The sequence below is a fragment of the Pararhizobium polonicum genome (genome assembly GCF_001687365.1).
In the GTDB taxonomy this organism is placed as follows: Bacteria; Pseudomonadota; Alphaproteobacteria; order Rhizobiales; family Rhizobiaceae; genus Pararhizobium; species Pararhizobium polonicum.
Window position 1 is genome coordinate 51,898 of the sequence record NZ_LGLV01000020.1, and the last position, 24,480, is coordinate 76,377.

Consider the following 24,480-nt stretch of genomic DNA (forward strand, 5'->3'; position numbering starts at 1 on the left):
CATGATCCTGCGCGCCCTCTTTGCCCTGTTCGAGAACTGGATACAGCCTTTTGCGGCGCGCGACGGGTTGCAGCCGCCCGAGAGGCTGATTCCCTACGTCTGGTTTTATATAAGGCAGGCGAAGGCGCCGTTCATCGCCATGCTCGTTCTCGGCGGCATGACGGCGGCGATCGAGGCGACACTGTTCTGGTTCGTCGGCCGCGTCGTCGATATCCTCGCCACCGTCAAGCCAAGCGACGGCTGGAGTGGGTTGCTTGCTGCCCACGGCGCCGAATTGTTCGGCATGCTGGTCCTGATCGGCATCGTGCGATTCGTCGTTTCGCTGCTGATGTCGCTGGTCGATCAGCAGGTCATTACCCCGGGTTTTTACAATCTGGTGCGCTGGCAGTCCTATCTGCATGTGGCGCGGCAATCGCTGTCCTTTTTCCAGAACGATTTTTCCGGCCGAATCGTCACCAAGGTCTGGTCGGGCGGGCAGGCGGTCGGCGATGTCGTCACGTCGCTCATGGAGAGCGTCTGGTTCGTCGGCATCTATTCGGTCTCGACTCTGGTGCTGGTCGGCCAGCTCGACATGTCGCTCGCCGTCGTCGTCCTGCTCTGGCTGATCGGCTTTGCCTTCCTGGCGCGCTATTTCGTGCCGCGCATCCGGCAGCATTCCAAGGAAACGGCGGAAGCCTCTTCCATGCTCAGCGGCCGCATGGTCGATTCCTACAGCAATATGCAGACGCTGAAACTGTTTGCCCGCGACGAAGAGAACGACCGCTACATGCGGCAGGGTTTCGATATCTTTCAGGACAGCATCATCCGTTTCACTCGGTTCATCACCGGCGTGCGTGCATCGATGGCGCTTTTGTCCGGCATCATGATCGTCAGCATGGCGGCGCTGAGCGTCGATCTCTGGCTTTCGGGGGCAATCAGTTCCGGCGCGGTCGCCTTCACCATGGCGCTCATCCTGCGGCTGAATTTTCTCCTCAGCCGGATGATGGTTCAGTTCAACGGCATCATGCGTAATATCGGCACAATCCAGAACGCCGCCGAAATGATTTCGCAGCCGGTGCAGCTTGTCGACCGGCCCAATGCGCCAAACCTCACCATTGAAAGTCCGGCGATCCGGTTCGAGGGCATCCGCTTCCATTACGGCAAGGGTTACGGCGTCATCGAAGACCTGTCCCTGACCGTCAAACCGGGCGAAAAGGTCGGGATCGTCGGCCGCTCCGGGGCGGGCAAGACCACGCTCGTCAATCTGCTGCTGCGCTTCTACGATCTGGAGGCCGGCCGTATCCTGATCGATGGGCAGGATATCGCGATGGTGCGCCAGGAATCGCTGCGCACGCAAATCGGCGTCGTCAGCCAGGATACGTCGCTGCTGCACCGGTCGATCCGCGACAACATTCTTTTCGGCCGGCCGGATGCGGATGAGAACGGCCTTCGGGAGGCCGCGCGAAAAGCCGAAGCGCTCGATTTCATCGAACATCTGCAGGACCAGCGGGGCCGCAAGGGATTCGACGCCCATGTCGGCGAGCGCGGGGTCAAGCTGTCCGGAGGGCAGCGCCAGCGGGTGGCGATCGCACGGGTGATGCTGAAGGACGCGCCGATCCTCGTGCTGGACGAGGCGACATCGGCGCTCGATTCGGAAGTCGAAGCGGCCATCCAGTCCAATCTGGACCGTTTGATGCGCGGAAAAACCGTGCTGGCGATCGCACACCGGCTTTCGACGATCGCCGCGCTCGACCGGCTGATCGTCATGGACGCGGGCCGGATCGTCGAGGACGGCACGCACGACCAGCTGATCGCTGCCGGCGGCCTTTATGCGGACCTCTGGCTGCGCCAGTCCGGCGGCTTTCTGGCACGCGACGCGGCGGCCGAATAGTGCGCTGAAAAACCGCGGCCGGCAACCGCGGTAAAGCCGTGTTCCGGCCTCACCGGACCGCAAAAAGCGGTTTGCGAACATTGGCTTCGGTTTTCCCGCGACATTGTGGCTCACCTCTTGTGCTCAAGGCTGGACATCACCAGCGATCAAGCATAGAACGCGCCGGATTGCCGGGGAATCTGCCGTTTTTTTGACGTGCGAGGTTTACCCGGTTTTGATGCATGAGGCGGAAAGACGAAAGTTTTCTTCAAATCGTGTATCGGCTTATTGATTTGGCGCCGCTCTTTCGCTCAAGTGTGCACACGGGGCGCGGATCGACGCTGGGGGACAGTGCGGTTTCCGCAAAAACATTGCGTGAGAGGATGGTTTAGCCGTGAGCGAACACGAGACATCAAGCGAAACCCTGGGCGAGCCTACTCGCCGCGATTTCCTTTACTTGACCACCGGGATGGCGGGTGTGGTCGGTGCGGCTGCGGTCGCCTGGCCATTCATTGACCAGATGCGTCCGGATGCTTCGACGCTGGCGCTCGCCTCGATCGAGGTGGATGTCTCGAGCCTGCAGCCGGGCATGTCGCTGACCGTCAAATGGCGCGGCAAGCCGGTGTTCATCCGCAACCGCACGGACGAGGAAGTCAAGGAAGCCAGCGCGGTCGCGCTTGCGGACCTGAAGGATCCGGTCGCGCGCAACGCCAATCTGGCGCCGGATGCGACGGCCACGGACCTTGATCGCTCCGCCGGCAAGGGCAAGGAAAACTGGATCGTCATGATCGGCTCCTGCACCCATCTCGGCTGCGTGCCGCTGGGCCAGGCAGGCGAATATAACGGGTGGTTCTGTCCCTGCCATGGCTCGGTCTACGATACGGCCGGCCGCATCCGAAAAGGTCCCGCACCGGAAAACCTTGCGGTTCCGACCTTTGCTTTTGCAACTGACACAGTCATCAAGATCGGTTGAGGGGAATACTGATTATGAGTGGGGATCATTCAACCTACACACCGACGACGGGTATCGAAAAGTGGATCGATTCGCGCCTGCCGCTGCCGCGCATGGTGCATGACAGCTTCATTTCCTATCCCGTTCCGCGTAACCTGAACTACGCCTACACGTTCGGCGCGATGCTGTCGGTGATGCTGATCATCCAGATCCTGACCGGCATCGTTCTGGCCATGCATTACGCCGCCGAAACCACGGTTGCCTTCGTCTCGGTCGAAAAGATCGTGCGTGACGTCAACCACGGCTGGCTGTTGCGCTACATGCATGCCAACGGCGCGTCGTTCTTCTTCATCGCCGTCTACCTGCACATCGCCCGCGGCCTCTACTACGGCTCCTACAAGGCGCCGCGCGAAATCCTCTGGATCCTCGGCGTGGTCATCTATCTCTTGATGATGGCGACCGGCTTCATGGGCTACGTGCTTCCTTGGGGGCAGATGTCGTTCTGGGGCGCCACCGTCATCACCGGCTTCTTCTCCGCCTTTCCGCTGATCGGCGAATGGCTGCAGCAGTTCCTGCTCGGTGGTTTCGCCGTCGACCAGCCGACGCTCAACCGCTTCTTCTCGCTGCATTACCTGCTGCCCTTCATGATCGCCGGCGTCGTCGTGCTGCACATCTGGGCGCTGCATGTGGTCGGCCAGACCAACCCGACCGGCGTCGAGATCAAATCCAAGACCGACACGGTTCCCTTCACGCCCTATGCGACGATGAAGGATGCGCTTGGCGTCTCCGTGTTCCTGATTGCCTATGCCTGGTTCGTCTTCTATATGCCGAACTATCTTGGCCATCCCGACAACTACATCATGGCCAACCCGCTGAAGACACCGGCTCACATCGTTCCGGAATGGTATTACCTGCCGTTCTACGCGATGCTGCGCGCCATCACCTTCAACATCGGCCCGATCGATTCGAAGCTCGGCGGCGTTCTGGTGATGTTTGGCTCGATCATCATCCTGTTCTTCCTGCCCTGGCTCGATACGTCGAAGGTCCGCTCGGCTGTCTACCGTCCCTGGTACAAGCTGTTCTTTTGGATCTTCGTCGCGAACGCCATCCTGCTCGGCTGGCTCGGCTCGCGTGCGCCGACCGATCTCTACACCCTGATGGCCCAGATTGGCACCCTCTACTACTTCGCGTTCTTCATCGTCATCATGCCGGTTCTCGGCCTGATTGAAACTCCGAAGCGTATTCCGAATTCGATCACGGAAGCGGTTCTGGAAAAGAAGAACAAGATCTGAGAGCGGCTGAGAGGAACTGAACCGATGAAAAAGCTTGTTACAAGCATCCTGTCGCTCGCAATCGCCGCTGGTCTCCTTGGCACCGTCGCCTATGCGGCGGACGAGGAGCACGGCCTGAAAGAGGCGACCGAGCACGCTGTTGCGAATGCGCATTTTCCGATCCTCAAGCCCGAGGAGAGCGAATGGAGCTTTGCCGGTCCCTTCGGTCACTATGACAAGGGACAGCTGCAGCGCGGCCTGAAGGTGTACACCGAAGTCTGTTCCGCCTGCCATTCGATGAAGCTTGTCTCCTTCCGCACGCTGGGAGACCTCGGCTATTCGGACGCGCAGATCAAGACCTTCGCCGCGAACTACGAAGTTCAGGACGGGCCGAACAGCGAAGGCGAAATGTACACCCGCAAGGCTGTCGCTTCCGACCACTTCCCGTCGCCGTTCCCGAACGACGAGGCGGCTGCTGCCGCCAACAATGGCGCGGCACCGCCGGACATGTCGCTGCTGGCAAAGGCACGCGGCGTCGAGCGTGGCTTCCCGCTGTTCATCTTCGATATCTTCACCCAGTATCAGGAGGGCGGACCGGATTATATCCATGCGCTGCTCACCGGCTACCAGGATCCGCCGGAAGGTGTGACCGTTCCGGAAGGAACGCATTTCAATCCGCATTTCAACGCCGCCATGTCCCTTGCCATGGCCAAGCCGATCTCGGACGATCAGGTAACCTATGACGATGGTTCGCCGCAGACAGTCGAGCAGTATTCCCGGGATATCTCGGCGTTCCTGATGTGGGCCGCCGAACCGCACCTGGAAGAACGCAAGCGGACCGGCTTCATGGTCCTCATCTTCCTGGTGATCTTCTCCGGGCTGCTGTACCTGACGAAGAAGTCGGTTTACGCCAACAAGGAACATTAAGCCGCTTTTGGGCTTGAGAATGAGAAAAGGCGGCCCGGATGGCCGCCTTTTTTGTGTTTGACGCACTTGTTGCTTTTCGTTGCATCGCCGTTATGACGGCTTGCGAGCGCGCGGTGGAACGCAATCGACGGAGGGTTTTCTCGATGTTGCTGAACAGGGTGGTTCTGTATGTCAGGGATGTTTCGCAGTCCGCGCATTTCTACGAGCAGAATTTCGGCTTTCAGGCGCATAGCGAAGAGGGCGACAGGATCGTTGAAATGGTCAACCCGCTGGGTGGCGCGATCTTGATGTTGCACCCCGCCGGCAAGGCGCAGAAGACCGGGCAGTCGATCGTCAAGCTGGTCTTCGATGTCGAGGACGTCGAGACGTTTGTCGGTGTATGCGCGCAAAACGGCTTGCATTTTGGCAGCCTGCATCAAGCCGATGGCTATGTCTTTGCAAACGCGAAGGACCCTTGCGGCAATGCCATATCGGTATCGAGCCGCGCCTACCGGAAATCCTGATTATTGACCGAACGAGCGTCAACCGGCCCACCGAGCGGTGGCGCTTGGCCGCCTTTCCTGTGCGAACCTTCAACGGTCGTTTCCGACCCCGTATCGACATTATTGGCGCGGCCAACGTTCTTGAACGCGCCGTGGTTCCGGCAATCGCCGACCCGTCTTCTGAGCGTCGAGGTCGATTGTCTCCGTAAAAAAGGCCCCGTGATTTCTCACGGAGCCTTCAAATATCAAACAAGCAATGATCTGAAGATCAGTTGAACCGTCCGGCCGCATGCGCCAGCATCGTATAGACCTTGCCGGTATCCGAGGTCAGATAGGTCTGGGTCATCACCTTGTCGCGGTCGTTGCGGGCGACATCGCCGAGCAGCTTTTCGAAGTCGGCGATATAGCGGTCGACGGCGGTGCGGAATTCCGGTTCGCGGTCGTACTTGCGCTTGATCTCGTCGAACGTCTGCTGGCCCTTCAGCGTGTAGAGGCGGCGCGTGAACACATCGCGTTCGCCGCGCTGGTAACGCCGCCACAGATCGACCGAGGCATCATGGTCGATGGCGCGGGCGATATCGACCGAGAGCGAGTTCAGCGATTCCATCACGTGGCGCGGATTGCGGTTGTCGCCGGTCCGGGCTGCCGCCGCCGGCTGGGCCTCGGCGGTGCGCTGCGGCGGTGCAGTCACGACCGGCTCTTCCTCGCGCGATGCGCCCCGCAGGAGATCGCGCATCCAGCCACTGCCTTCCTCCGAACGCTGGCGCGTTGCGGCCTGCGGCTCGGGCTGGCGGGCAGCGGGCTGCTGGGCGAGGGGCCGCGGCTGCTCGATGCCGAGGCTACCGCGAAGGGCGGGCTCCGGTTGCTGGGCAACGGTGCGGGCCGGGGCGGATGCCACGGCCTGCTGCGCCACCGGTTGGGCAACCGGCTGCTGGCGTGCGACCGGCTGGGCGATTTCAAGCTGACCGGAGGACTTGCCGATGATGTCGGACAGTTCCTGCAGGGCCTTGATCTGTTCGGCAACGGCGCGGCGCATGACCGAGGCGTTTTCCTTGGCTTCTTCCGGCAGGTCGAAGGCACCGCGCTTCAGTTCGGCGCGTGTCATGTCGAGTTCCTTGCGAATCTCGTGGGCCGAGCGGCGGATCTCGTCGGTGGCGCCGCTGAAGCGGCTGACCGCGTCTTCGACAGCCTGGCGGATGGCTTCGCCCATATGTTCGGCCGCACCGTCCGATTTCTTGCTCGTCTCGGTCATCAGGCGGTCGATATCCGAAAGGGACGCGCCGACGCTGCCGCGCAGGCGGGAGGCGACTTCCTTGGAGCGTTCCTCGGCGCGCGCAAAGGCACCCTCGACGGAAAGACCAGCATCTTCGCCGGCCTTGGTGACGGCGGCGCGCATGGCTTCGCTTGCGGAGGCGGCACGGGCTTCGGCTTCCGACAGGGTCTTGCTGACATTGGCGAAGGAGGCCTGGACGCCGGCGCGCAGGTTGCTGGCGATTTCGTTCGAGCGCTCCTCGACCCGGATGAACACCGATTCGACCGACATGCTGGCGTCGTCACCGGCCTTGATCACAACATTGCGCATGGCGTCGGCAGCCGAGGCGGCGCGCTGTTCGGCGTCGCTCAGGATACGGCCGACATCGCTGAAGGACGACTGGATGCCGGAGCGCAGATTGCCTGCGACCTGGGCGGAACGGTCTTCCGCACGCTGGAAGGCACCATCGACGAAGCCTTCGAGGGCATGCATGGTCTTCTCGATCTCTTCAGAGCGGCTGACAAGGCCGATCGAGAGGGTGCGCAGGGCATCCTGACGCTCTTCAAGCGTGCTGACCAGATTGGACTGCGCCGCGGCCAGAAGGTCGGAGGCCTGACCGAGAACCTTGGAATGGTCCTCGAAGCGGCCAACGATGCCGCCGATCTGCGACAGTGTCGCGCCGGAAATATCCGCCAGCTTGTCTACCTTGCCTTCGAGAAGGCGCGTGGAGGTGGACAGCATGTCGGAGGCGCGTGTGGCCGATTCCGAGAAGCGTACCGTCGTCGATTCCAGCTGCTGATCCATGGCGCCGAGATTGGCGCCGGCCTGCTCGATGACGCTGGCGATCGAGGAATTGCTGGCCGCCAGCTGCTCGATGAGCCCCGTTGCGGTCGACTGCAGACGGTTCTCCACCATCTTCATCGCCTTGGCGGTTTCTTCCGCGCGGCTGGAGATCGCATTCAGCGTTTCGCCGGTACGGGCGCTCAGGCTGTCGAGCAGCGTCTCGTTTTCGGTACGCAGGCGCTCGGCGCTTTCGCGGGCAACCTCGCTGATGCGGTCGGCGGCTTCCTTGCCTGTTGCCGCATACTGATCGATGAGCGGGCGGGCCTGCTCGTCGATGAGGCGGGACAGTTCGGCGGAGCGGCCGGCCAGCATCGAGTTGAGTTCGCGCGTGCTGTCGTCGAGGGTGGTGCGGATCGTGTTGCCACGGGCTTCCAGCGCTTTTTCGACGTCGGTGAGGCTCTGGCTCAGCGACGATGCCTGTTCGGCCACCCGCGACTGCGTCTGGGCGATCCTGGCGGCCGCGCCATCGGTTGCTTCACCGACAGAGCGGGCCAGCTCGGCGCTGCGCATGGCGGCCGTTGCTGCCGTCTGCTCCACGGCCGACTGGAAGTCTGCCTGGCGGGCGGCCATGGCCTGGGCGAAGTCTTCGCCTGCCTTGGCCAGAAGCTCGGCCGAACGCAATGCTTCAGCGTCGATGCCCTGGGCTGCTTCGCCAACGGCGCCGCGCAGGTTGGTGACGAGACCCGCGGCCTTGCCCTCGATCGTCCGGCTGACATTGTCGAGGCCGATCGACAGAGCCCGGTCCATCGTGCCGAGGCGTTCCTCGATGCGGCCCGTGCCGCCTTCGATGCTCGCTTCGATCCGTGTCGCGGCGGCAGAGCTGACGCGGTCGAGTTCGGCGGTGTGGGTGGTCAGCGTTTCGGCGATGCGGCTGGCCGCTGCGCCGCTGACACGGTCGATTTCTTCGGCACGGCCGGCAAGGCTGTCGGAAATGCGCGCCGCGGCGGCATGGCCGACCCGCTCGATTTCTTCGGTCCGTCCGGAAAGGCTGTCGGCAATCATGGCCGTGGCGGCGGTGCTGACCTGGTCGAATTCAGCCGTATGCCCCGACAGCGTTTCGGCAATCCGCGCCGAGGCGACATTGCCGATGCGTTCGATTTCATCGGTATGGCCGGCCAGGCTCTCGGAAATGCGGGTGGCAGCCCGGTCGCTGGCCTGATCCAGTTCCGTCACCTTGGCGGACAGGGTGTCGGCAATCTTCTGGCCGGCATTGTCGACGAATTCGCTGACGCCGCCGACGCTTTCGCGGATGCGGCCTTCCAGCACGCCGAGGCTGCTTTCGATGCGTGCGCCGGTATCGTCGACACTGCTGTTGATATTGGAGAGCGACGTGTCCATCCGGTGCGTCAGCGTATCGGCGGCACGGCTGATCTGGTCGGCGGTTTCGCCAAGCTGGGTGGCGACATGGCTGGTGCTGTCGCGCATGCGTTGTTCAAGCGCACCGGCGCTTCTGTCTATGACGCCGCCGAGTTCCGCCTGCCGCTCTTCCAGCGTCATTTCCAGCATGCTGGCGCTGGTGGCGATCGTCGTGGCAATGGAAATCGACTGTTCGGCCAGCGCGTCGGACAGCTGCTCGGTTCCGTGGCTGACGGCGACGTTGATGGCGTTGATCCTGTCGTCCAAAGTTGCCCGGATCTGGTCATGCGTGGAGGTCAGCGACGTTGCCAGCTGGTCGGCACGGCCGGAGAGGGTCTGCTCGATATCGGACGCCCTGCCTGCCATCGAAGCGGCCAGTTCGGTGGCATGTCCCGAAAGGGCAGTGGCTATCTCGGCAGAGGTGCTGGTCATGGTTCCGGCGATGTCGCTGACGCGGCCGGTGAGGTTTTCGGCGATCTGGGCGACGCGGCCCGAGAGTTGCTGTTCGATATCGCCGACTCGGTCGGCCATCGTCTCTGCAATCGCGCTGGCACGGTAGGACAGGCTGTCGGCGATTTCTTCCGTGCGGCTGCTGAGCGTGTCGGCCATCTCGGTCGCGCGGGCGGTCATGGTCCCGGCAATCTCTGCCGAGCGCTCGGTCAGCAGCGTATCGAGCGTTGCCGTCTGGCTGGCGAGCGTATCGCCCAGCGTGCGGCTGCGTTCCGTCAGCAGCGTGTCGAGGCGTTCGGTGGTGCCGCCGATGGCCTGTTCGATGGCACCGGCGGAGGAGGTCAGAACATTGGCGAGGGTACCGGTGCGCTGCGACAGGATCGCATCGATGCGCTCTGCAGTGCCATCAAAGGCCCCGTCGATCGCTGCCGTCGATGAATGCAGCACGTTTGCAAGTGCGCCGGTGCGCTGTGACAGGATCGTATCAATCCGCTCCGCCGTACCTTCGAAGGCGCTGTCGATGGATTCCGAGCTTGCGGCGAGCAGGCTGGAAAGCTCGACGGTACGTTCCGACAGCGTATTGTCGAGGCGGAACTGGCTGGCGGCGATCGAGCTGGTGATCTCGTCGGCGCGGTTGGTCAGGGTTTCCTCGATGCGGCCGTGGATTGCCTGCAGACCGTCGATGAAACCGCTGGTGCGGGTATCCAGGTTTTCGGCAAGCTGCTGGTTGCTGGCAGCCAGCGCGCTGGTGCGGGCGTCGAGTGTGTCGGCCAGCCGCTGCTGGCTTTCCGTCAAGGCGCTCTCAAGCGAACCGGCGCGCTCGGCAAAGCCGGATTCGATCCGGTCCTGTGCGGCGGTCAGCGCGCTCATCAGCGTGCCGGCGCGTTCCGAAAGAACACCGTCGATGCGGGTATGCGCGTTGCCGATCGCGTCGCTGAGTTCGGCGGTCTTGCCGCTGATCGTCTGCTCGATGAAGTCCTGGGTGGTGCCGAGCGTGGTGGCCAGCGTCAAGGACTGGTCCGACAGGGCGGATTCGAAGCGCTCGATACCGCCGTCAAGAATGCCGCCGATGGAATCGGCGCCGCCGGTAACCGACTGGTTGATGCGGGCAAGGCTTTCCATCAGCTTGGAATCGAGCATGCCGGCGCGCTTGTCGAAGGCCGTGGCAAATTCGTGGAAGCGGGAATCGAAGGCCGTCGCCAGATGACCGACCGTGGTCTGCAGCTTCTCCTCGAAGAAGCCGGAGCGCAGGTCGAGATCCATGATCGTGTCGTCGGCGCTGGTCTTCAGGCTCTGGCGGAAGCTTGCGCCCTTTTCGTCCAGCGTGGCGTTGAGGGTGTTGAGAATATCGTCGAGGCCACCGGTGATGGCCTGCTGGCCGACATTCAGGCTCTCGTTGAGATCGCGTGTGCGGGCAATCAGCGTCTCGTTCAGCTGGCGCGCGCGCTCGTTCAGTGCGGCATTCAGCTTCTCGGTGTTGGCATCGAGCGAGGAGGCACGGGTCTCGAATTGCCCGAGCAGCTGCTGGCCGCGCTTTGCCAGCGTCTCGCTCAGATTTTCCAGGCGGGTATCGAATTCGCTGCTGAGCGATACGCCGGCGGAGGTGAGGCCGGAGAGAAGAGCGTCGGTGCGGGCCGACAGCATGGAATCGATGGTCTGGGTGGCGCTGTTGGAGCGCTCCATCAGGGCGGCCGCACGGGTTTCGATCATCGAGGCAAAGGCTTCGCCGGATGTGGCGATGCGGTTGGTGATGTCGTCGCCGGCAAGCGCCAGTTCGTCCTTGAGCTGCGTATGGGCGCCGGAAATCGACGAGCGGATCCGTTCCGCGTGACCGACGATGGATTCCCGCTCGAGGCCCAGTTCCTGGACCAGCGTGCGGACCCGCAGTTCGTTGTCGCTGTAGCTGCGCTCCAGCGCGTTGACTTCGGAATGAACCAGTGTTTCGAGTTCGGTCGCGCGTGCGATCGTGCGCTCGATGCCCTCGTTCATCGCCGACACTTCGCGGCGAACGGCCTGGCCGACGGTCATGATGCGCTCAGAAGCGGCGGTTTCCGGCTCGGCAAGGCGCAATGCGACTTCGGCCATGGAACGGGCGGCGCTGCGCAGCTCCTGCGCGCGCGAAATCATGATGGCAAAGGAGAAGAACAGCATCACCGGCAAGATGATGAAGATCGCCACGCCGATAGCGCCGGGCATCGCCGACAGGTCGGCGAGCGAGCGAATCTGCCAGATCTCAGGCCCATAGAGCAGATTGGCGACACCAAGGCCGCCAATGATCCAGAGAAGGGAGATTGCAGCGGCAATCCGCATTGCCGAGCGGCTGGAGCGAACGTCCAGCGACCGCAGAATGGCGGCCGGCGTCTTGCGCCCGTCGTCGTTGGCGGGTGCGAAGGAAGGGGCTTTGGGCGCGGGTTCCGGAGACAGGCTTCTTTGGGTTTCGGCCGTGCGGGCTGCGTTGGCAGCCTGGCTCTGCGCCGGCTTCGCGCTCTTTGCCTGACTGGGGGCAGGTGCCTGCTTGGTGGGTTCAGACACGTTTTCCTCCGGAAGATCCAAGGAAGTCTTGTCGGTCAGGGCAGACTTAAGCTCGTCAAAGTCGATTTTCAAAGCGTCTTCCAACGCCTGAAATGCTTTGTCGTCGATCGACTCGTTGCTTTTATTTGTCGCCATGCGGATACGCCTCGTTACCAAACTGTCCTTTCGAAAGGACCCTCCGCAACACCGCCTGCATTGGGGAGCACCTCCGAAACTCGGACGGTGACATGAGGATACGCGCATCACATCTACGCAGAACCCTGACATGCACCCATTTCTACCACACCGGCGGGCAACGCATTGAGACCCGTAGGTGCTTCATTCAATGCAGTTTTCCGCCAGGACCGTTTTCACCCAAAGGCGTAAACATATCCCTCAACGTACCGTAGTGACACATTCACCGGTTTCTTACAATTAAGGGCCTCCTGCATTCGTTAAAATCCTAACAAGTTCTTAATGAAAAATGGAGCTGTTTTGCCCAGAAACCCTTGTAATCAGGCGGTTTAACGACCGTTAACCATGCCAAGCGAAAGCTGCCCTCATTGTGCCGCGTTTTAATCAGATAGCAGCGCCGCTGCGACCTAATGAGTGGCAGAGACCAGCGGAATGACGGCCTGACAGGGCATGGGACGATAATGCCCGCGCCATCTTCGAGCCTTATATTAAGCAGAAGGGTCAAGCACTTCCAGATCTTTTCCGGCCGATCGGGACTGATGGAGGAGCGGACCCCGCAAGAAAATGGGACGACCGGTTGCGAGCCGGTGCGTCAGAAGAAAACACAACAAGGACATTGGCACATGGCGGCTCTCAAGATCGCGTTCGAAGCTCCGGACAATTTCGGAGGGGCTTGTCCATCGACGTCGAGGCCCATCGATCTCGTTCATCTCGCGACACAGACGATGGGAGACAAGCTGCTCGAAATCGAAGTGCTGCAGATGTTTGCGCGCCAGACCCGGCAATTGATGAAAGAGCTGGCATCCGACAGTGCCGATACCAGACTGGCCACCGCCCATCGCCTGAAGGGCGCCGCTCTTGCCGTCGGTGCTTTCGGTGTCGCGGAGACGGCGGCCGCGGTCGAGGCTGAGCCACTGGATGCGGGCAATCTCGCGGCTCTCGGTGCGGCCGTGCTCGAGGCCGAACTGTTCATCCTCAAGCTTTGCCGGTAATCGGTTCTGCCGGCGTTTATGCGAAAGGTGCCTGCGGGCGGCGGACTGCCGCCGGGCAGGCCGGCAGACGCCGATGGTTCATCGTGTTGACTGCCGATAGGAATTGTTGGAAGAAATCGGATGAATTTGCCGCGTTCCGACGCCGCCTCTGTTTCGGGGCGGCGTGACTGTTCCTGCGGTATGCAATAGCAACGCCAAGCATCCGGAAAACATAATGCCAAAACTGTCCATCATCGCCTTTGACGGCACGCGCTATGACTTCGACGTTCAAAACGGTTCGACCGTCATGGAAAATGCCGTGCGCAATTCGGTTCCCGGCATCGAAGCCGAATGCGGTGGCGCCTGTGCCTGTGCCACCTGTCATGTCTATGTGGACGAGGAGTGGTCCGCGACGGTCGGAGCACCGGAAGCGATGGAGGAGGACATGCTTGACTTCGCCTATGATGTGAAGCCGACATCGCGGCTGTCCTGTCAGATCAAGATGAATGACGGCCTGGATGGTCTCGTCGTTCATGTTCCCGAACGTCAGGCCTGATACAAGCCTGACCCCGGCGAACTGCTGAAATGCGCAAAAAAAGCCCCGCTGGTCACAATCGACGAGCGGGGCCAGGAGGGCGCATCGCAGACTGATGAGGGAGGGGACATCGGCTGCAAAGGGATACGCCAGGAGAACACACGATGCGCCGTATCCCTGGCCGGTCGAACATCAATCCGGAACGGGACAGTCAAGCGCGAAACAATACTTCCGGCGGAATGCATCCTTGACGGAAGCATATCTGGTAGAGCCGGATCAGAGCAAAGGCGGGTGCTTTTTCTATTCTTCACTCTATGCTTGCACTATAACTCATCTGCCAGCGTTGTTGTATCGCTAGAAATCACCAATAAGATACTGTTGATGCGTGCAGGCCGGGCGATTGATTTTTTCGGTTTTTGCGGGGGCGATTCGGTGGCGCGCGGTTCAGCGCTTCTTCATCGTATCGAGCCGGTACTGCAGCAGCCGGACCATCCGGCGGTCGAAATTGGCTGCTTCCATGCGGTCGAAACGGGCCTGGTCGCGATCATGGTCCGCGATGGCGTTTTCGCTCAGCCGTGCAACCCGCGCCTGCATGCGTTCGCAGTCGGACTCAGGCTTCAGCGCGAGGAAATCCTTTTCCAGCTTGCGGGCATGATTGCGGGCAATTTCAGCGTGACGCTCCTCGTGACGCTTGATGTCGCTTGACAGCGTATCCCAGACGAGCCCGAGGTCCCGGTTGGCCTTGTTGCGGTTTTTCCAGCGGGGCAGGATCAGCCTGGTGCTGAGCGTGACTTTCGCACTGCCGACGGCGCAGCGATCGCCGTGTTTCACATAGGTCACCGTGCCGCCGAACTTGATCTTGGTGGCGCCGGGGTGACGCGCGCCGGTTCCCTTCATCAACGGGCCGTTTTCAGACAATGCCTTGTCCAGTTCCTCGGCCGTGCGGCCACCGACGGAAAAATAGGTGATGCTCTTGTTGACCACGGTTTCGGCATAGGCTGTCGAAGAATGGCTCGCGATGATGCTTGCGATCAGAAGCGCGGCGAATGAAATGCGGCCAGTCGGCATATGTTTACAGGTCTCGGCAGTTGAACTTCCATAGAGCTTGGGGCATAGCCAGCCTGAGCGCAACAGCAAATAGGCAACAGCCCCGGGCAAACCGGAAAACGCAATGGATTTCGGGCGTTTGTGGCAAGGTAGCCGGTGTGCGCCTTCAGGGCGCCGTCAAGGCTCGCCTCGATTGACGGGCCAGGCGTAAGAGGGGAGTGAAACCATCATGATCGATCCTTTCCAGCCTTTCGAATGGGCATTGGCGCATGGCCGGACCCTGACGCTTGGTCCGCGTGGATTGCTGATGGCGATCATCAATGTGACGCCGGATTCGTTTTCCGATGGCGGGGTCTACAATGATACGGAAGCCGCGGTATCGCAGGGGCTGCGCTGCCTGGAAGACGGGGCGGCGATCCTCGATATCGGCGGCGAATCGACGCGGCCGGGTGCAGCCGCTGTAACGGCCGCGCAGGAGCAGGACCGCGTGCTTCCGGTCATTGCCGCGCTTGCCAGCCAGACTGATGCGATCATCTCTGTGGATACCTACCGGGCCGAGACGGCGCGGCTCGCCATTGCTGCCGGTGCCCATATCGTCAACGACGTGCACGGCCTGCAGCGCGAACCCGATCTTGCCGATGTCGCCGCGACGACTGGAGCAGGCCTCTGCATCATGCATACGGGCCGCGATCGCGAAAAGCGCGCCGATGTCGTGGACGATCAATATCACTTCCTCGAAAGATCCCTGGAGATCGCGGCGGCGGCCGGTGTCCAGCGTGACCGGATCGTTCTTGATCCCGGCTTCGGTTTTGCCAAGGACACGGACGAGAACGTGGCGCTGATGGCGCGTTTCGACGAACTGTTCGGATTCGGGATGCCGCTTTTGGCCGGGACATCGCGAAAACGCTTTATCGGTGCCATCACCGGAAGGGAGGCGCAGGAACGGGATGCGGGCACGGCTGCGACGACAGCGCTGTTGAGAATGGCGGGTGCTGCGGTTTTCCGGGTACACAATGTCGCAATCAACAGGGATGCGCTTCTGGTGGCGGATGCTATGCTGGCCTCAAAAAGACATGTGACGGGAACGCCTGGGAAGGACAATCAACCATGAAACCGATCTACACGATCACCCTGAAGAACTGCGCGTTCTTCGCCCGTCATGGCGTGCATGACGAAGAGGAATTCCTGGGGCAGCGCTTCTTCGTCGATGCGGAGCTGGATGTCGAGCAGGGAACGGCGCTGGTCGAGGATTCGATCAATGATACAGTGCATTACGGCATTGCCTTCACCGAGATCGAGAAGATCATTACCGGACGACGGCGCTACCTGATCGAAGCGTTGGCGCTGGAGGTGGCAACCACGCTCTGTTCGGTTTTCCCGCAGATTCGCCGGGCGAAAATATCGATCCGCAAGCCGAACGCGCCTGTTCCCGGCGTGCTCGACTATGTCGAAGTGACGGTCGAGCATTTTGCCTGACATGGACACGCATCTGGCGACGCTTGGCCTCGGCGGCAATATCGGCGATCCGGCGGCATCGATGGCGCGTGCGCTCGTTCTTCTGGATGCGCGGCCGGATTGCGCGGTGACGCAGGTGTCGAAGCTCTACCGCACGCCGCCCTGGGGGAAGACCGACCAGGCCTGGTTCTTCAATGCCTGTGCGCAGATCAGGACGTCGCTGTCTCCGGAAGAGCTGCTCGATGCCTGCCTCTCGATCGAGCGTCAGATGAAGCGGGAGCGGCTCGAGCGTTGGGGGCCGCGCACGATCGATATCGACGTGCTGACCTATGGCGATCTTAAACAGCAGTCGCCGACCTTGGAAATACCGCATCCGCGCATGACGGGACGCGGTTTCGTGCTGATGCCGCTCGCCGATTTCGCCCCCGGTCTTTCCATTGAAGGCCGAACGGTTGCCGAATGGCTTGAAGATGCCGATGTCGCGGGCATAGAAATCGCCGATCCGCGCAGCGACTGGTGGCGGCAGCGTGCGCCGGCGTCGCTACTCTGAACGCAAAAGAGCCGGACAAGCCGGCTCTGCGAAGTGCTGTAGCGATAATCTCTACTTGATCGATCCGACAGCCATGCCGTCGACCTGCCGGTTGAGGCTGACGCCGATCACCGGGACCATGGTGTCTTCCACTTTCACAGAAATGGTGATGTTCAGGGTCGAATCGTCCTGAAGACGGGCGATCATCGCGCCATTCAGCTTCTTGCGGTTGATGCCGACGACAACCTTGTCCTTGGCGACATTGCCCGAGACGATATCGAGGCCCTTGCCGTCGGCGCCGTCGAGGAACTTGCCGGTATAGCTGTTGCCAGCCCGGGTGATGACGGCGGACATCGGCTGCTTGAAGACGCCGACGCGGCAGGTGCCGTCAAGCTTGATGCCGGTGGATGCGCCGTCCGTGGCCTCGCCAGTCAGGTCGCAGGTGAATTTCGTGCCCTTGTATTTGCCGGCGACAATTTCGCCCGGGCCTTTCCACTGACCGGAAACCTGTTCGAAAAACGCCTTGTCGTCATCGCTGCCCGAAAACGCCGGAGAAGCGGCGCCGGTCAGGGCTGCGAGTGAGGCTGCGGCAAAACCGCGAGCGATCAAAGAAGGGCGCGAAAACATGAACGATCCTTGATGGTCGATGTCTGGAATGTGAGGTTACATTTGCACTTAAATGGTTAATGGAGCGTTGCCTGGAGCTTTCGGCGCGGTCATTCCGGCGCTCACGAAATGTTTCATCCTGCCTGCCGGAAGGGTTGGAAAACGTTGGAAATCCGGGCTTTTCACACCGGTATCACCGTGATGTGCGCGCTGGTGAAAGGAGTTGCGTTGAAACCGGAAACCGGCTCGTTACGTAATTGCGCATATAGGGAGGCTGGCAATGACCATCATTGACGACATCGAATCGCGTTCCGGGCGCAAGACCGGCGAGGGCAAGGTGATCTACCGGCACCGGATCGTCACGCGCATCACCCACTGGAGCTGGGCCATTGCCCTGTTTTTCCTGCTGCTCAGCGGGCTCCAGATTTTCAACGCGCATCCGCAGCTCTATATCGGCCAGCAATCGGGCTTTGCGTTCGACAACAGCGTACTCTCCATGAAGGCGATGCGCGCCGCCGATGGCACCGTTGGCGGCTATACCACCGTTTTCGGCCACAATTTCGATACGACCGGCGTCTTCGGCATGAGCGGACCGGCCGACAATCCATCCTATCGCGGCTTTCCCGCATGGGCGACCCTGCCGTCCTATCAGGATCTGTCGACAGGTCGCGTCATCCATTTCTTCTTTGCCTGGCTCTTCGTTGCGGTCTTCCTGATCTGGTTGGTCAGCAGTCTGATCAACGGTCACATCAGACGCGACATTTTGCCGTCCGTTGCGGATATCAAGCTCTTGCCACGGAGCATCGCCGATCACCTTCGGTTTCGCTTCCATCGCGACGGCCGCTATAACGGGCTACAAAAGCTGGCCTATGCCGGTATCCTGCTCGTCGTCTTTCCGTTGATCATCGCGACCGGGCTGACTATGTCGCCGGGCATGAATGCCGCCTGGCCATGGCTGCTCGATATTTTTGGCGGGCGGCAGACGGCGCGCACCATCCATTTCCTCTGCATGGCATTGCTTGTGGTCTTCTTCCTGATCCACATCGTCATGGTTCTTGCCGCCGGACCGCTGAATGAAATGCGCTCGATCGTCACCGGCTGGTACCGGACCGATGCCGGCAAGAAAGAGGATCACACGGTATGAGCAAATTCATCATCAACCGCCGCAAATTCCTCACCATTGCCGGTGTCGCAGCCTCCGCCGTGCCATTGTCGGGCTGCGATGCCTTTGATGGGTTTCTGTCGGGACAAAGTCCGGTGCGCGATTTCCTCGCCTCGGCAAACGGCCTGACCTATCGAGCCCACCGCATGCTGATCGGCGCCGACACGCTGGCGCCGGAATTTTCAACAAGCGAGATCCGTCAGGGCCAGCGGCCGAACGGTTCAACCGATCCGGTGGATGCAGACTATCTCGCGCTCAAGGAGACGGCTTTTGCCGGTTACCGGCTGGCGGTCGGCGGGCTGGTCGAGAAGCCGGTGAGCTTCAGCCTCGACGAATTGCGCAACATGCCGGCCCGCACGCAGATCACCCGGCATGACTGCGTCGAGGGCTGGAGCTGTATTGCCAAATGGACGGGCGTTCAGCTTTCCAGGGTTCTGGACGAGGCGAAGGTGAAGCCGGAAGCGCGCTTCGTGGTGTTTCACTGTTACGACAGCATGAACCTTGGGCTGTCGGGCGCCGTGCCCTATTACGAATCCATCGACCTCATCGATGCCCGCCATCCGCAGACGATTCTGGCCTATGGTAATAACGATCAGGCTCTGCCGGTTGCCAATGGTGCCCCACTGAGAGTCCGGATCGAGCGGCAGCTCGGCTACAAGATGGCCAAATATATCAAGGGCATCGAGCTGGTCTCGACGCTGGCGCCATTCGGCAGCGGCAAGGGCGGCTTCTGGGAAGACCTCGGCTACGAATGGTATGGCGGCATCTAGCCGTCGACTTCCGGTGTCCTTGTTTTGGTCGTGCCGGGTGTCAAATCGCCGATGAAGTCGCCGATGCCGGGGCGTTTCAGGGCCCGGAACGGCATCGGACGGCAGAGGTCCATCGCGGCAATACCGATGCGCGCGGTCATCAGGCCGTTGATAACGCCTTCGCCAAGTCTGGCAGACAGTTTCGACGCAAGGCCGTGGCCGAGGAGTTGCTGGATCAGGCTGTCGCCAACGGCGATCGAGCCGGTCACGGCGAGATGGGCAATCACGTCGCGCATCAGCCGCAGCATGCCGAGCGTGCCCGGACGGCCGCCATAGAGGTCGGCCATCGCCCGGATCAGACGGGCCGATTCGTAAATGACGTAACCGAGATCGACGAGCGCGCGCGGGCTGACGGCGGTGACGATCGAGACGCGCTTGGACGCGTTGAGGATCAGGCCTCGGGCCTCGCGATCGAGCGGTGTCAGCAATTCTCGCTCCGTCAGGTCGAGCAGATGCGGACCGTCGATGATCTCGATTTCGGTTTCCTTCAGCCGCAGGCGTCCCCGTGCCGTCTGCGGTTTGGCGGCAAGCAGGTGGATGAGGTGCGCCATCACCTGGCGCGCCGGTTTCGCCGTCGGCGCCAGGCTGGCGTCGATGGCTTCCTGCTTCAGCGCCTGGACGGCGTTCAGCCGCATCAGCCCTGAGAGCTCGCGGGCAACGATGACGAGGAAGGCCAGCAGGCCGATGGCCGCCGTTGTTATGGCGAGATAGCCGAGCCAGTCGGCACGGGTGAAAAGATCGCGTATGAGGCCATCGACCCACAGGCCGACCGCCAGCGAAACCAGAATGCCGAGTGCGCCGAACGCGATCCTGGCGAAGGAAAAGCGCCGTTTGCGCGGCGCGGCTTCCGTCACATCGGGCAGGGCACTGGTGGTTGCGGCGAAGGGATCGTCGGCGTCATCCGTCATGACGATGTTTTCGTCGAAACTCGCCGGCGAACGCCGGAGCGGATCGCGTCCGCCGGTGTCCGACGGTTCGTTCTCGATCGTGAACACGGCAGGCTTGCGCTGCGGAATTTTGGGCGTCTCGCTCATGCCAGCCGGTCTCCGAACAGGAATTGCATGGCCCGGTCGAGCCGGATGTGCGGCACCGACAGTTTCAGTCCGCCACCGGTTTCTTCGATATGCGGCGGACGGAAACGAACGAAGCTTAGTTCTGGCACCAGGCTCTCTTCCGGTTTCGATTCAAGATCTTGAAAAAGTGAATCCGGATTCTTCGGTAAGTCACCGGTAAATATTGCTGTTTTCCGTTCGCCGTCGAAGGTTTCACCATTGATCGTTTCGCCCGCGATCGGCGTGCCGACGATGACCGGCAGGGTATGGCCATCGTGATTGACGGTGGCTTCCCGGGTTGCCCGGACGGAGGCGATTGCCATCACTTCGAGCCCGGCGCCGCTCATGCCGATGCGCTCGATGGCGCGGTGGACGAGCCGTTCGGTGATCCGTTCGAGCCGGTCGTGGCTTTCGTGGTGTAGATGGTCGGCCTTGGTCGCGGCGATCAGCACCTTGTCGATCCGCTTGGTGAGAAAGGACGACAGGAAGGAATTGGTGCCCGGCTGGAAACTCGCCAGTACATCGGCAAGCGCGCCTTCCAGATCCAGCAGCGATTCCGGCCCGCGGTTGATGGCCTGCAGCGCATCGATCAGGACGATCTGCCGGTCGAGCCTGGCAAAGTGTTCCCGGTAAAAGGGTTTGACCATATGCGTCTTGTAGGCCTCGTACCGCCGCTCCATCATCGCCCAGAGCGAGCCTTTTGGCGCGCGGCCTTCAGGCAGGACGGGAAGCGGCGAGAAGGTTAGCGCTGGCGAGCCTTCCAGATCGCCCGGCATCAGGAACCGGCCGGGCGGTAACGCCGACAAAGAGCGCTCATCCGATTTGCAGGCCTGGAGATAGCGGGTGAAGGTTTCGGCAAGCCGGCGGGCGTCCGTTTCCTCGGCCGGCGCTGCGATATCCAGCGAAGAGGCAAGAGACAGCCACTCCGCCGACAGTTCCGCGCGCACGCCGGTTTCTGCCCGATCCGTTGTCCGCTTGCTGAAGGTTCGAAAGTCCTGGGTGAGCAGCGGCAGGTCGAGCAGCCATTCCCCGGGATAATCGACGATATCGATCGACAGCCTGCCGGGCGAGAAAAACCTGTTCCAGCCGCTGGCACTTTCATAATCGAGCGTGATGCGAAGCTGCGAGATCGCCCGCGTCGAATCCGGCCAGAGCCGGTCGCGGACAAGGGCGGTGATATGGTCTTCGTACTGGAAGCGCGGCACCGCATCGTCTGGCTGAGGCTCCAGCCGGATTTTTGAGACGCGCCCGGAGCGAACGGCTTCGAACACGGGCAGGCGGCCGCCGTTCAGGAGATTGTGAACCAGCGACGAGATGAACACGGTCTTGCCGGCGCGAGACAGCCCGGTGACGCCGAGCCGCAGCGTCGGATTGACCAGACCCGATGCGCGGTCGGTCAGGGTATCGAGCGCAAGTCGTGCATCATCGGTGAAGCGGGTCATGAATGGCGGCAAGATCTCGAGCCTCGGATACGCGTGTGGGGCTGGCTTTGCGGCCAGGCATGTTCGTTTGCGATATAGGGCGCCCAAGCGACCGAATAAAGGTTGCGGCGGGCTGTGACAGCATAGCCGTCAACGATTGTGCCGGTCCGGATCGATCCAGGCGGCCAATCTGCCAAGCGGCAGGGCGCCGTCGGAGGGGCGCGTATCGAAATCGACCACTGCCAGCGCGCCCGGTGGATATCCGGCTGGGATGGCCTCTGCCGCCGTCTCTTCACCCAGGGCTTCGCGCAGGATTTCCTCGATCACCGGATTGTGTCCGACCACCATGAGCGATGGAGGGGCGTCATCCTGGCTGCCAATGATCTCGCGATAGATATTCGCTCCGCCGGCGTAGAGCGCGTCGATATAGCGGATATCCAGGTCCTGCGTCATTGCGCGGCGGAATGCGTCCGCTGTCTGGCGGCAGCGGACGGCGGACGAACAGAGGACGATATCCGGCACGAGGCCCCGGTCCGCCGCCATGCCGGCAACAATCTCGGCGTCGGCAAAACCTGCGTCATCCAGTGTCCTGTCGAAATCCGTCTGGCCGGGAAGCGCCCAGGCGGCCTTCGCATGCCGGAGAAGATAGAGCCGGAAAACCGGGGCGGGGGCAGCGGGCATAAGGCATGGATCCCAGAAATGATGTTGCCACGTAAGGCCGTGTTGTCGGTCGTTCGGCTTTGCTTCCGCTTTGTCCGCCGGGGCTGCTGAAAGATCAAGTCACACGGCTTGTTTTTCAAAACTGGGCAGATCGACGTGTGCTGAAACTGCAGGTTTGACGAGGGTGATGTGGGTAACGCCGTACGGTTTTCTGGCTGGTTGAAGAAGAGAGAAAAATCCAGTGCTTGTTTTTTGTGCGTCGGACATTTCGTCAAAATGGGCGTGCGCCGCTTTGCCCGTGCCGGAGCCGCAACTTTCGCAATAGATGTCGGATGTTGACCGCAAGACAATTTCCAGAAAAATTCCAAACCTGTAATTTTGATGAAATATTAGCCTGTTAGCCTTTGAAGTAAGCAAAGCTTAAAAAGCGGTGGGCTGTTTTTCAAAGGCTTGAAACGGCGCGTGCATGGGTCTATACACCGCCGCACATGAGATGTTCTTCAGGAGAATCGCGTTGAGTGAGAAGATCGATCTTAGTTCCTTTGTCTTGTCGGAGACCGAGGAATTCATGAATACCAACCAGCGTGCATATTTCAGAGCAAAGCTGAACGCCTGGAAAAACGACATCCTCCGTGAGGCGCGCGAAACGCTCGGGCACCTTGCCGAGGAAAGTGCAAACCATCCTGATCTTGCAGACAGAGCATCTTCGGAAACCGACCGGGCCATTGAGCTTCGGGCGCGCGACCGGCAACGCAAGCTGATCTCCAAGATCGATGCGGCTCTACAACGGCTTGACGAAGGAACGTACGGCTATTGCGAAGAGACCGGCGAACCGATCGGACTGAAGCGTCTTGACGCAAGACCGATCGCCACCTTGTCGATCGAGGCGCAGGAGCGTCACGAGCGGCGGGAAAAAGTCTACCGCGACGAGTGATCGTTTCAGTCCCAAACTCAAAACGGCGCGAGATGATCGCGCCGTTTTTGTTTTCTATACATGGTCCGACTGCCGGCGCCGGTCTTGCCTGGCGCAAGCTCAGCTCTTCCGGTTGACGGCAATTTCGTTGAGCATGCGGTTCATCTCGTCTTCCAGCGTCGGCTCGGTTCGATTGCCTTGGCCGGCACCGAGACGGGGCTCCTGACGGACTGCCGGGTTGGGCAAGGGGGCAAGCGCCCGCGTGTCGCTTTCGACGCGAACATCATCGGCGGTCAGCTTGCCGAGATCGCCGGTGATCTCGGCATCGAGAATACGTTCGAACTCAAGCGCAGAGGCGTCTTTCTGGCTTTGAACGACCGGCTGGCTTTGAACCGCCGTGGGCTGCGCTGCCGTTGTGACCGGCGTTGAAGGGCGTTGCACGGCGACCGGCTGGCTGGCTGCCAGAACCCGCGAGCGCGCGGCTTCGAGAATATCTTCCGGCGATCTGGATGTTTCCAGCGACACCGGCGGTGTCATCGCGGTGGCGGTGGGCTGGGGACGCGGCTGGGCCTGGGCCGGAACCTGACGTTCAAGACCCGGCTGGCGGGCGACCGGCATGCTGTCCGGTAGCGGCTTTGCCTGGGCGGTCCTGACTACCGGTGCTGAAACATCCGAGCCTTCGCCGTAGAGAACCTGGCCCATGGCGGAAACCGGCGCTGCCTTGATTTCCTGTTGCGGTGCCAGGCGGCGCTCCGCGACCGGGCGTGCGACGGCTGTTTCGGGCTGTGCCGTTATGGCGGCAGCCTGTGACGCGGGTTGGGATTGTGAGACGATCCGGCTCTCGATGACGACATCCGTCGGTCCGCCGATCATGATCAGGTGCTCGACGTCGTCACGCCGCACCAGAACGAGCCGCCGGCGCGTATCGATGGCGGCGGCGTCGAGCACCGCCAGCCGTGGCTGGCGATTCTTGCCGCCGCGGATGAACGGCGAGGACGGCCGGTTGCGGATGAACCAGAGCACGCCGACCAGGCAAAGCAGACCCAGAGCCACAGCGCCCGCGGCAATGATGAAACGGGTACCGTTGTTGCCAACGATATCTTCGATCATGTGCTGTACTCCTTTGTGAACCCGTGGCTTGCGCCCATTTGACGGCTTTTTTCAGGCTGGGACAAGCTACGTCGGGCATTGTCCAATCTTCAATCCTTTACCCGCAATGCCGCGCTGTTTCC

At 61.4% G+C, this 24,480-nt stretch carries 21 protein-coding genes; 13 read left to right on the plus strand and 8 right to left on the minus strand.

Features of this window, described 5'->3' with window-relative positions; genetic code table 11:
* Nucleotide 1: 1 nt before the first annotated feature.
* From ADU59_RS26845 to ADU59_RS26865, 5 genes are all read left to right on the plus strand, one after another.
* Nucleotides 2-1,870, plus strand: coding sequence for an ABC transporter ATP-binding protein (locus ADU59_RS26845; RefSeq protein ID WP_068958610.1), 1,869 nt, complete (start codon nucleotides 2-4; stop codon nucleotides 1,868-1,870).
* Between the two features lie 373 nt (nucleotides 1,871-2,243).
* On the plus strand, nucleotides 2,244-2,822 hold the full coding sequence (gene petA / locus ADU59_RS26850; protein WP_068958440.1) for a ubiquinol-cytochrome c reductase iron-sulfur subunit: 579 nt from the start codon (nucleotides 2,244-2,246) through the stop codon (nucleotides 2,820-2,822).
* Between the two features lie 14 nt (nucleotides 2,823-2,836).
* Nucleotides 2,837-4,093, plus strand: a complete 1,257-nt coding sequence (locus tag ADU59_RS26855) for a cytochrome b (protein ID WP_068958442.1) — start codon at nucleotides 2,837-2,839, stop codon at nucleotides 4,091-4,093.
* Between the two features lie 24 nt (nucleotides 4,094-4,117).
* Nucleotides 4,118-4,999 carry a cytochrome c1 gene (locus tag ADU59_RS26860; RefSeq protein ID WP_068958445.1) on the plus strand — a complete coding sequence of 294 codons (882 nt, stop codon included), beginning with the start codon at nucleotides 4,118-4,120 and terminating at the stop codon, nucleotides 4,997-4,999.
* A 143-nt stretch (nucleotides 5,000-5,142) separates the two neighbouring features.
* Nucleotides 5,143-5,502: a VOC family protein gene (locus ADU59_RS26865; RefSeq protein WP_068958612.1), complete on the plus strand. Its 360-nt coding sequence runs from the start codon at nucleotides 5,143-5,145 to the stop codon at nucleotides 5,500-5,502.
* A gap of 247 nt (nucleotides 5,503-5,749) precedes the next feature.
* On the opposite strand, the gene ADU59_RS26870 is transcribed toward ADU59_RS26865, so the two are convergent.
* The gene (locus ADU59_RS26870; RefSeq protein ID WP_068958446.1) at nucleotides 5,750-12,049 is read right to left on the minus strand and encodes an apolipoprotein A-IV repeat region-like domain-containing protein; all 6,300 of its coding nucleotides are present in this window, start codon (nucleotides 12,047-12,049) and stop codon (nucleotides 5,750-5,752) included.
* 662 nt (nucleotides 12,050-12,711) lie between these two features.
* Between ADU59_RS26870 and ADU59_RS26875 the strand changes: the two genes are divergently transcribed.
* Together ADU59_RS26875 and ADU59_RS26880 are read left to right on the plus strand one after the other, a co-directional pair.
* On the plus strand, nucleotides 12,712-13,080 hold the full coding sequence (locus ADU59_RS26875) for an Hpt domain-containing protein (RefSeq protein WP_068958448.1): 369 nt from the start codon (nucleotides 12,712-12,714) through the stop codon (nucleotides 13,078-13,080).
* Nucleotides 13,081-13,294: 214 nt separating this feature from the next.
* Nucleotides 13,295-13,615 (plus strand): 2Fe-2S iron-sulfur cluster-binding protein, encoded by a 321-nt coding sequence (locus ADU59_RS26880; protein WP_068958451.1) that lies wholly within the window; start codon nucleotides 13,295-13,297, stop codon nucleotides 13,613-13,615.
* A 423-nt stretch (nucleotides 13,616-14,038) separates the two neighbouring features.
* Here the strand turns inward: ADU59_RS26880 and ADU59_RS26885 are convergent, their stop codons facing one another.
* Nucleotides 14,039-14,662 (minus strand): DUF922 domain-containing Zn-dependent protease, encoded by a 624-nt coding sequence (locus tag ADU59_RS26885; protein WP_068958453.1) that lies wholly within the window; start codon nucleotides 14,660-14,662, stop codon nucleotides 14,039-14,041.
* A 208-nt stretch (nucleotides 14,663-14,870) separates the two neighbouring features.
* Between ADU59_RS26885 and folP the strand changes: the two genes are divergently transcribed.
* From folP to folK, 3 genes are read left to right on the plus strand one after another with little or no spacing between them, the layout of a single operon-like run.
* Nucleotides 14,871-15,752 carry a dihydropteroate synthase gene (gene folP / locus ADU59_RS26890; RefSeq protein ID WP_068958455.1) on the plus strand — a complete coding sequence of 294 codons (882 nt, stop codon included), beginning with the start codon at nucleotides 14,871-14,873 and terminating at the stop codon, nucleotides 15,750-15,752.
* A complete protein-coding gene (folB, locus tag ADU59_RS26895; RefSeq protein WP_068958457.1) occupies nucleotides 15,749-16,117 on the plus strand; it encodes a dihydroneopterin aldolase in 369 nt (122 codons plus the stop codon). Before folP ends, folB begins: the two co-directional genes overlap by 4 nt.
* A 1-nt stretch (nucleotide 16,118) precedes the next feature.
* Entirely contained in the window at nucleotides 16,119-16,646 is a 528-nt protein-coding gene (folK, locus tag ADU59_RS26900; RefSeq protein WP_068958459.1) for a 2-amino-4-hydroxy-6-hydroxymethyldihydropteridine diphosphokinase, read from the plus strand.
* A gap of 51 nt (nucleotides 16,647-16,697) precedes the next feature.
* On the opposite strand, the gene ADU59_RS26905 is transcribed toward folK, so the two are convergent.
* On the minus strand, nucleotides 16,698-17,252 hold the full coding sequence (locus tag ADU59_RS26905; protein ID WP_068958462.1) for a hypothetical protein: 555 nt from the start codon (nucleotides 17,250-17,252) through the stop codon (nucleotides 16,698-16,700).
* Between the two features lie 259 nt (nucleotides 17,253-17,511).
* Here ADU59_RS26905 and ADU59_RS26910 point away from each other — a divergent pair, with 259 nt between their 5' ends.
* Nucleotides 17,512-18,375, plus strand: a complete 864-nt coding sequence (locus ADU59_RS26910) for a cytochrome b/b6 domain-containing protein (protein ID WP_068958464.1) — start codon at nucleotides 17,512-17,514, stop codon at nucleotides 18,373-18,375.
* The gene (locus ADU59_RS26915) at nucleotides 18,372-19,163 is read left to right on the plus strand and encodes a molybdopterin-binding protein (protein ID WP_068958466.1); all 792 of its coding nucleotides are present in this window, start codon (nucleotides 18,372-18,374) and stop codon (nucleotides 19,161-19,163) included. Before ADU59_RS26910 ends, ADU59_RS26915 begins: the two co-directional genes overlap by 4 nt.
* On the opposite strand, the gene ADU59_RS26920 is transcribed toward ADU59_RS26915, so the two are convergent.
* From ADU59_RS26920 to ADU59_RS30455, 4 genes are all read right to left on the minus strand, one after another.
* Nucleotides 19,160-20,236 (minus strand): YcjF family protein, encoded by a 1,077-nt coding sequence (locus ADU59_RS26920; protein ID WP_068958468.1) that lies wholly within the window; start codon nucleotides 20,234-20,236, stop codon nucleotides 19,160-19,162. The two genes, ADU59_RS26915 and ADU59_RS26920, sit on opposite strands and share 4 nt — an antisense overlap.
* The gene (locus ADU59_RS26925) at nucleotides 20,233-21,708 is read right to left on the minus strand and encodes a YcjX family GTP-binding protein (RefSeq protein WP_068958470.1); all 1,476 of its coding nucleotides are present in this window, start codon (nucleotides 21,706-21,708) and stop codon (nucleotides 20,233-20,235) included. The genes ADU59_RS26920 and ADU59_RS26925 overlap by 4 nt, the downstream gene beginning before the upstream one ends.
* 117 nt (nucleotides 21,709-21,825) lie before the next feature.
* The gene (locus ADU59_RS26930; protein ID WP_068958472.1) at nucleotides 21,826-22,356 is read right to left on the minus strand and encodes a SixA phosphatase family protein; all 531 of its coding nucleotides are present in this window, start codon (nucleotides 22,354-22,356) and stop codon (nucleotides 21,826-21,828) included.
* 99 nt (nucleotides 22,357-22,455) lie between these two features.
* Nucleotides 22,456-22,680 (minus strand): hypothetical protein, encoded by a 225-nt coding sequence (locus tag ADU59_RS30455; RefSeq protein ID WP_139093231.1) that lies wholly within the window; start codon nucleotides 22,678-22,680, stop codon nucleotides 22,456-22,458.
* A 169-nt stretch (nucleotides 22,681-22,849) separates the two neighbouring features.
* Between ADU59_RS30455 and dksA the strand changes: the two genes are divergently transcribed.
* The gene (dksA, locus tag ADU59_RS26935; RefSeq protein ID WP_018324683.1) at nucleotides 22,850-23,269 is read left to right on the plus strand and encodes an RNA polymerase-binding protein DksA; all 420 of its coding nucleotides are present in this window, start codon (nucleotides 22,850-22,852) and stop codon (nucleotides 23,267-23,269) included.
* A 99-nt stretch (nucleotides 23,270-23,368) separates the two neighbouring features.
* Here the strand turns inward: dksA and ADU59_RS26940 are convergent, their stop codons facing one another.
* Entirely contained in the window at nucleotides 23,369-24,358 is a 990-nt protein-coding gene (locus tag ADU59_RS26940; RefSeq protein ID WP_068958474.1) for a flagellar biosynthetic protein FliO, read from the minus strand.
* Between the last annotated feature and the right edge of the window lie 122 nt (nucleotides 24,359-24,480).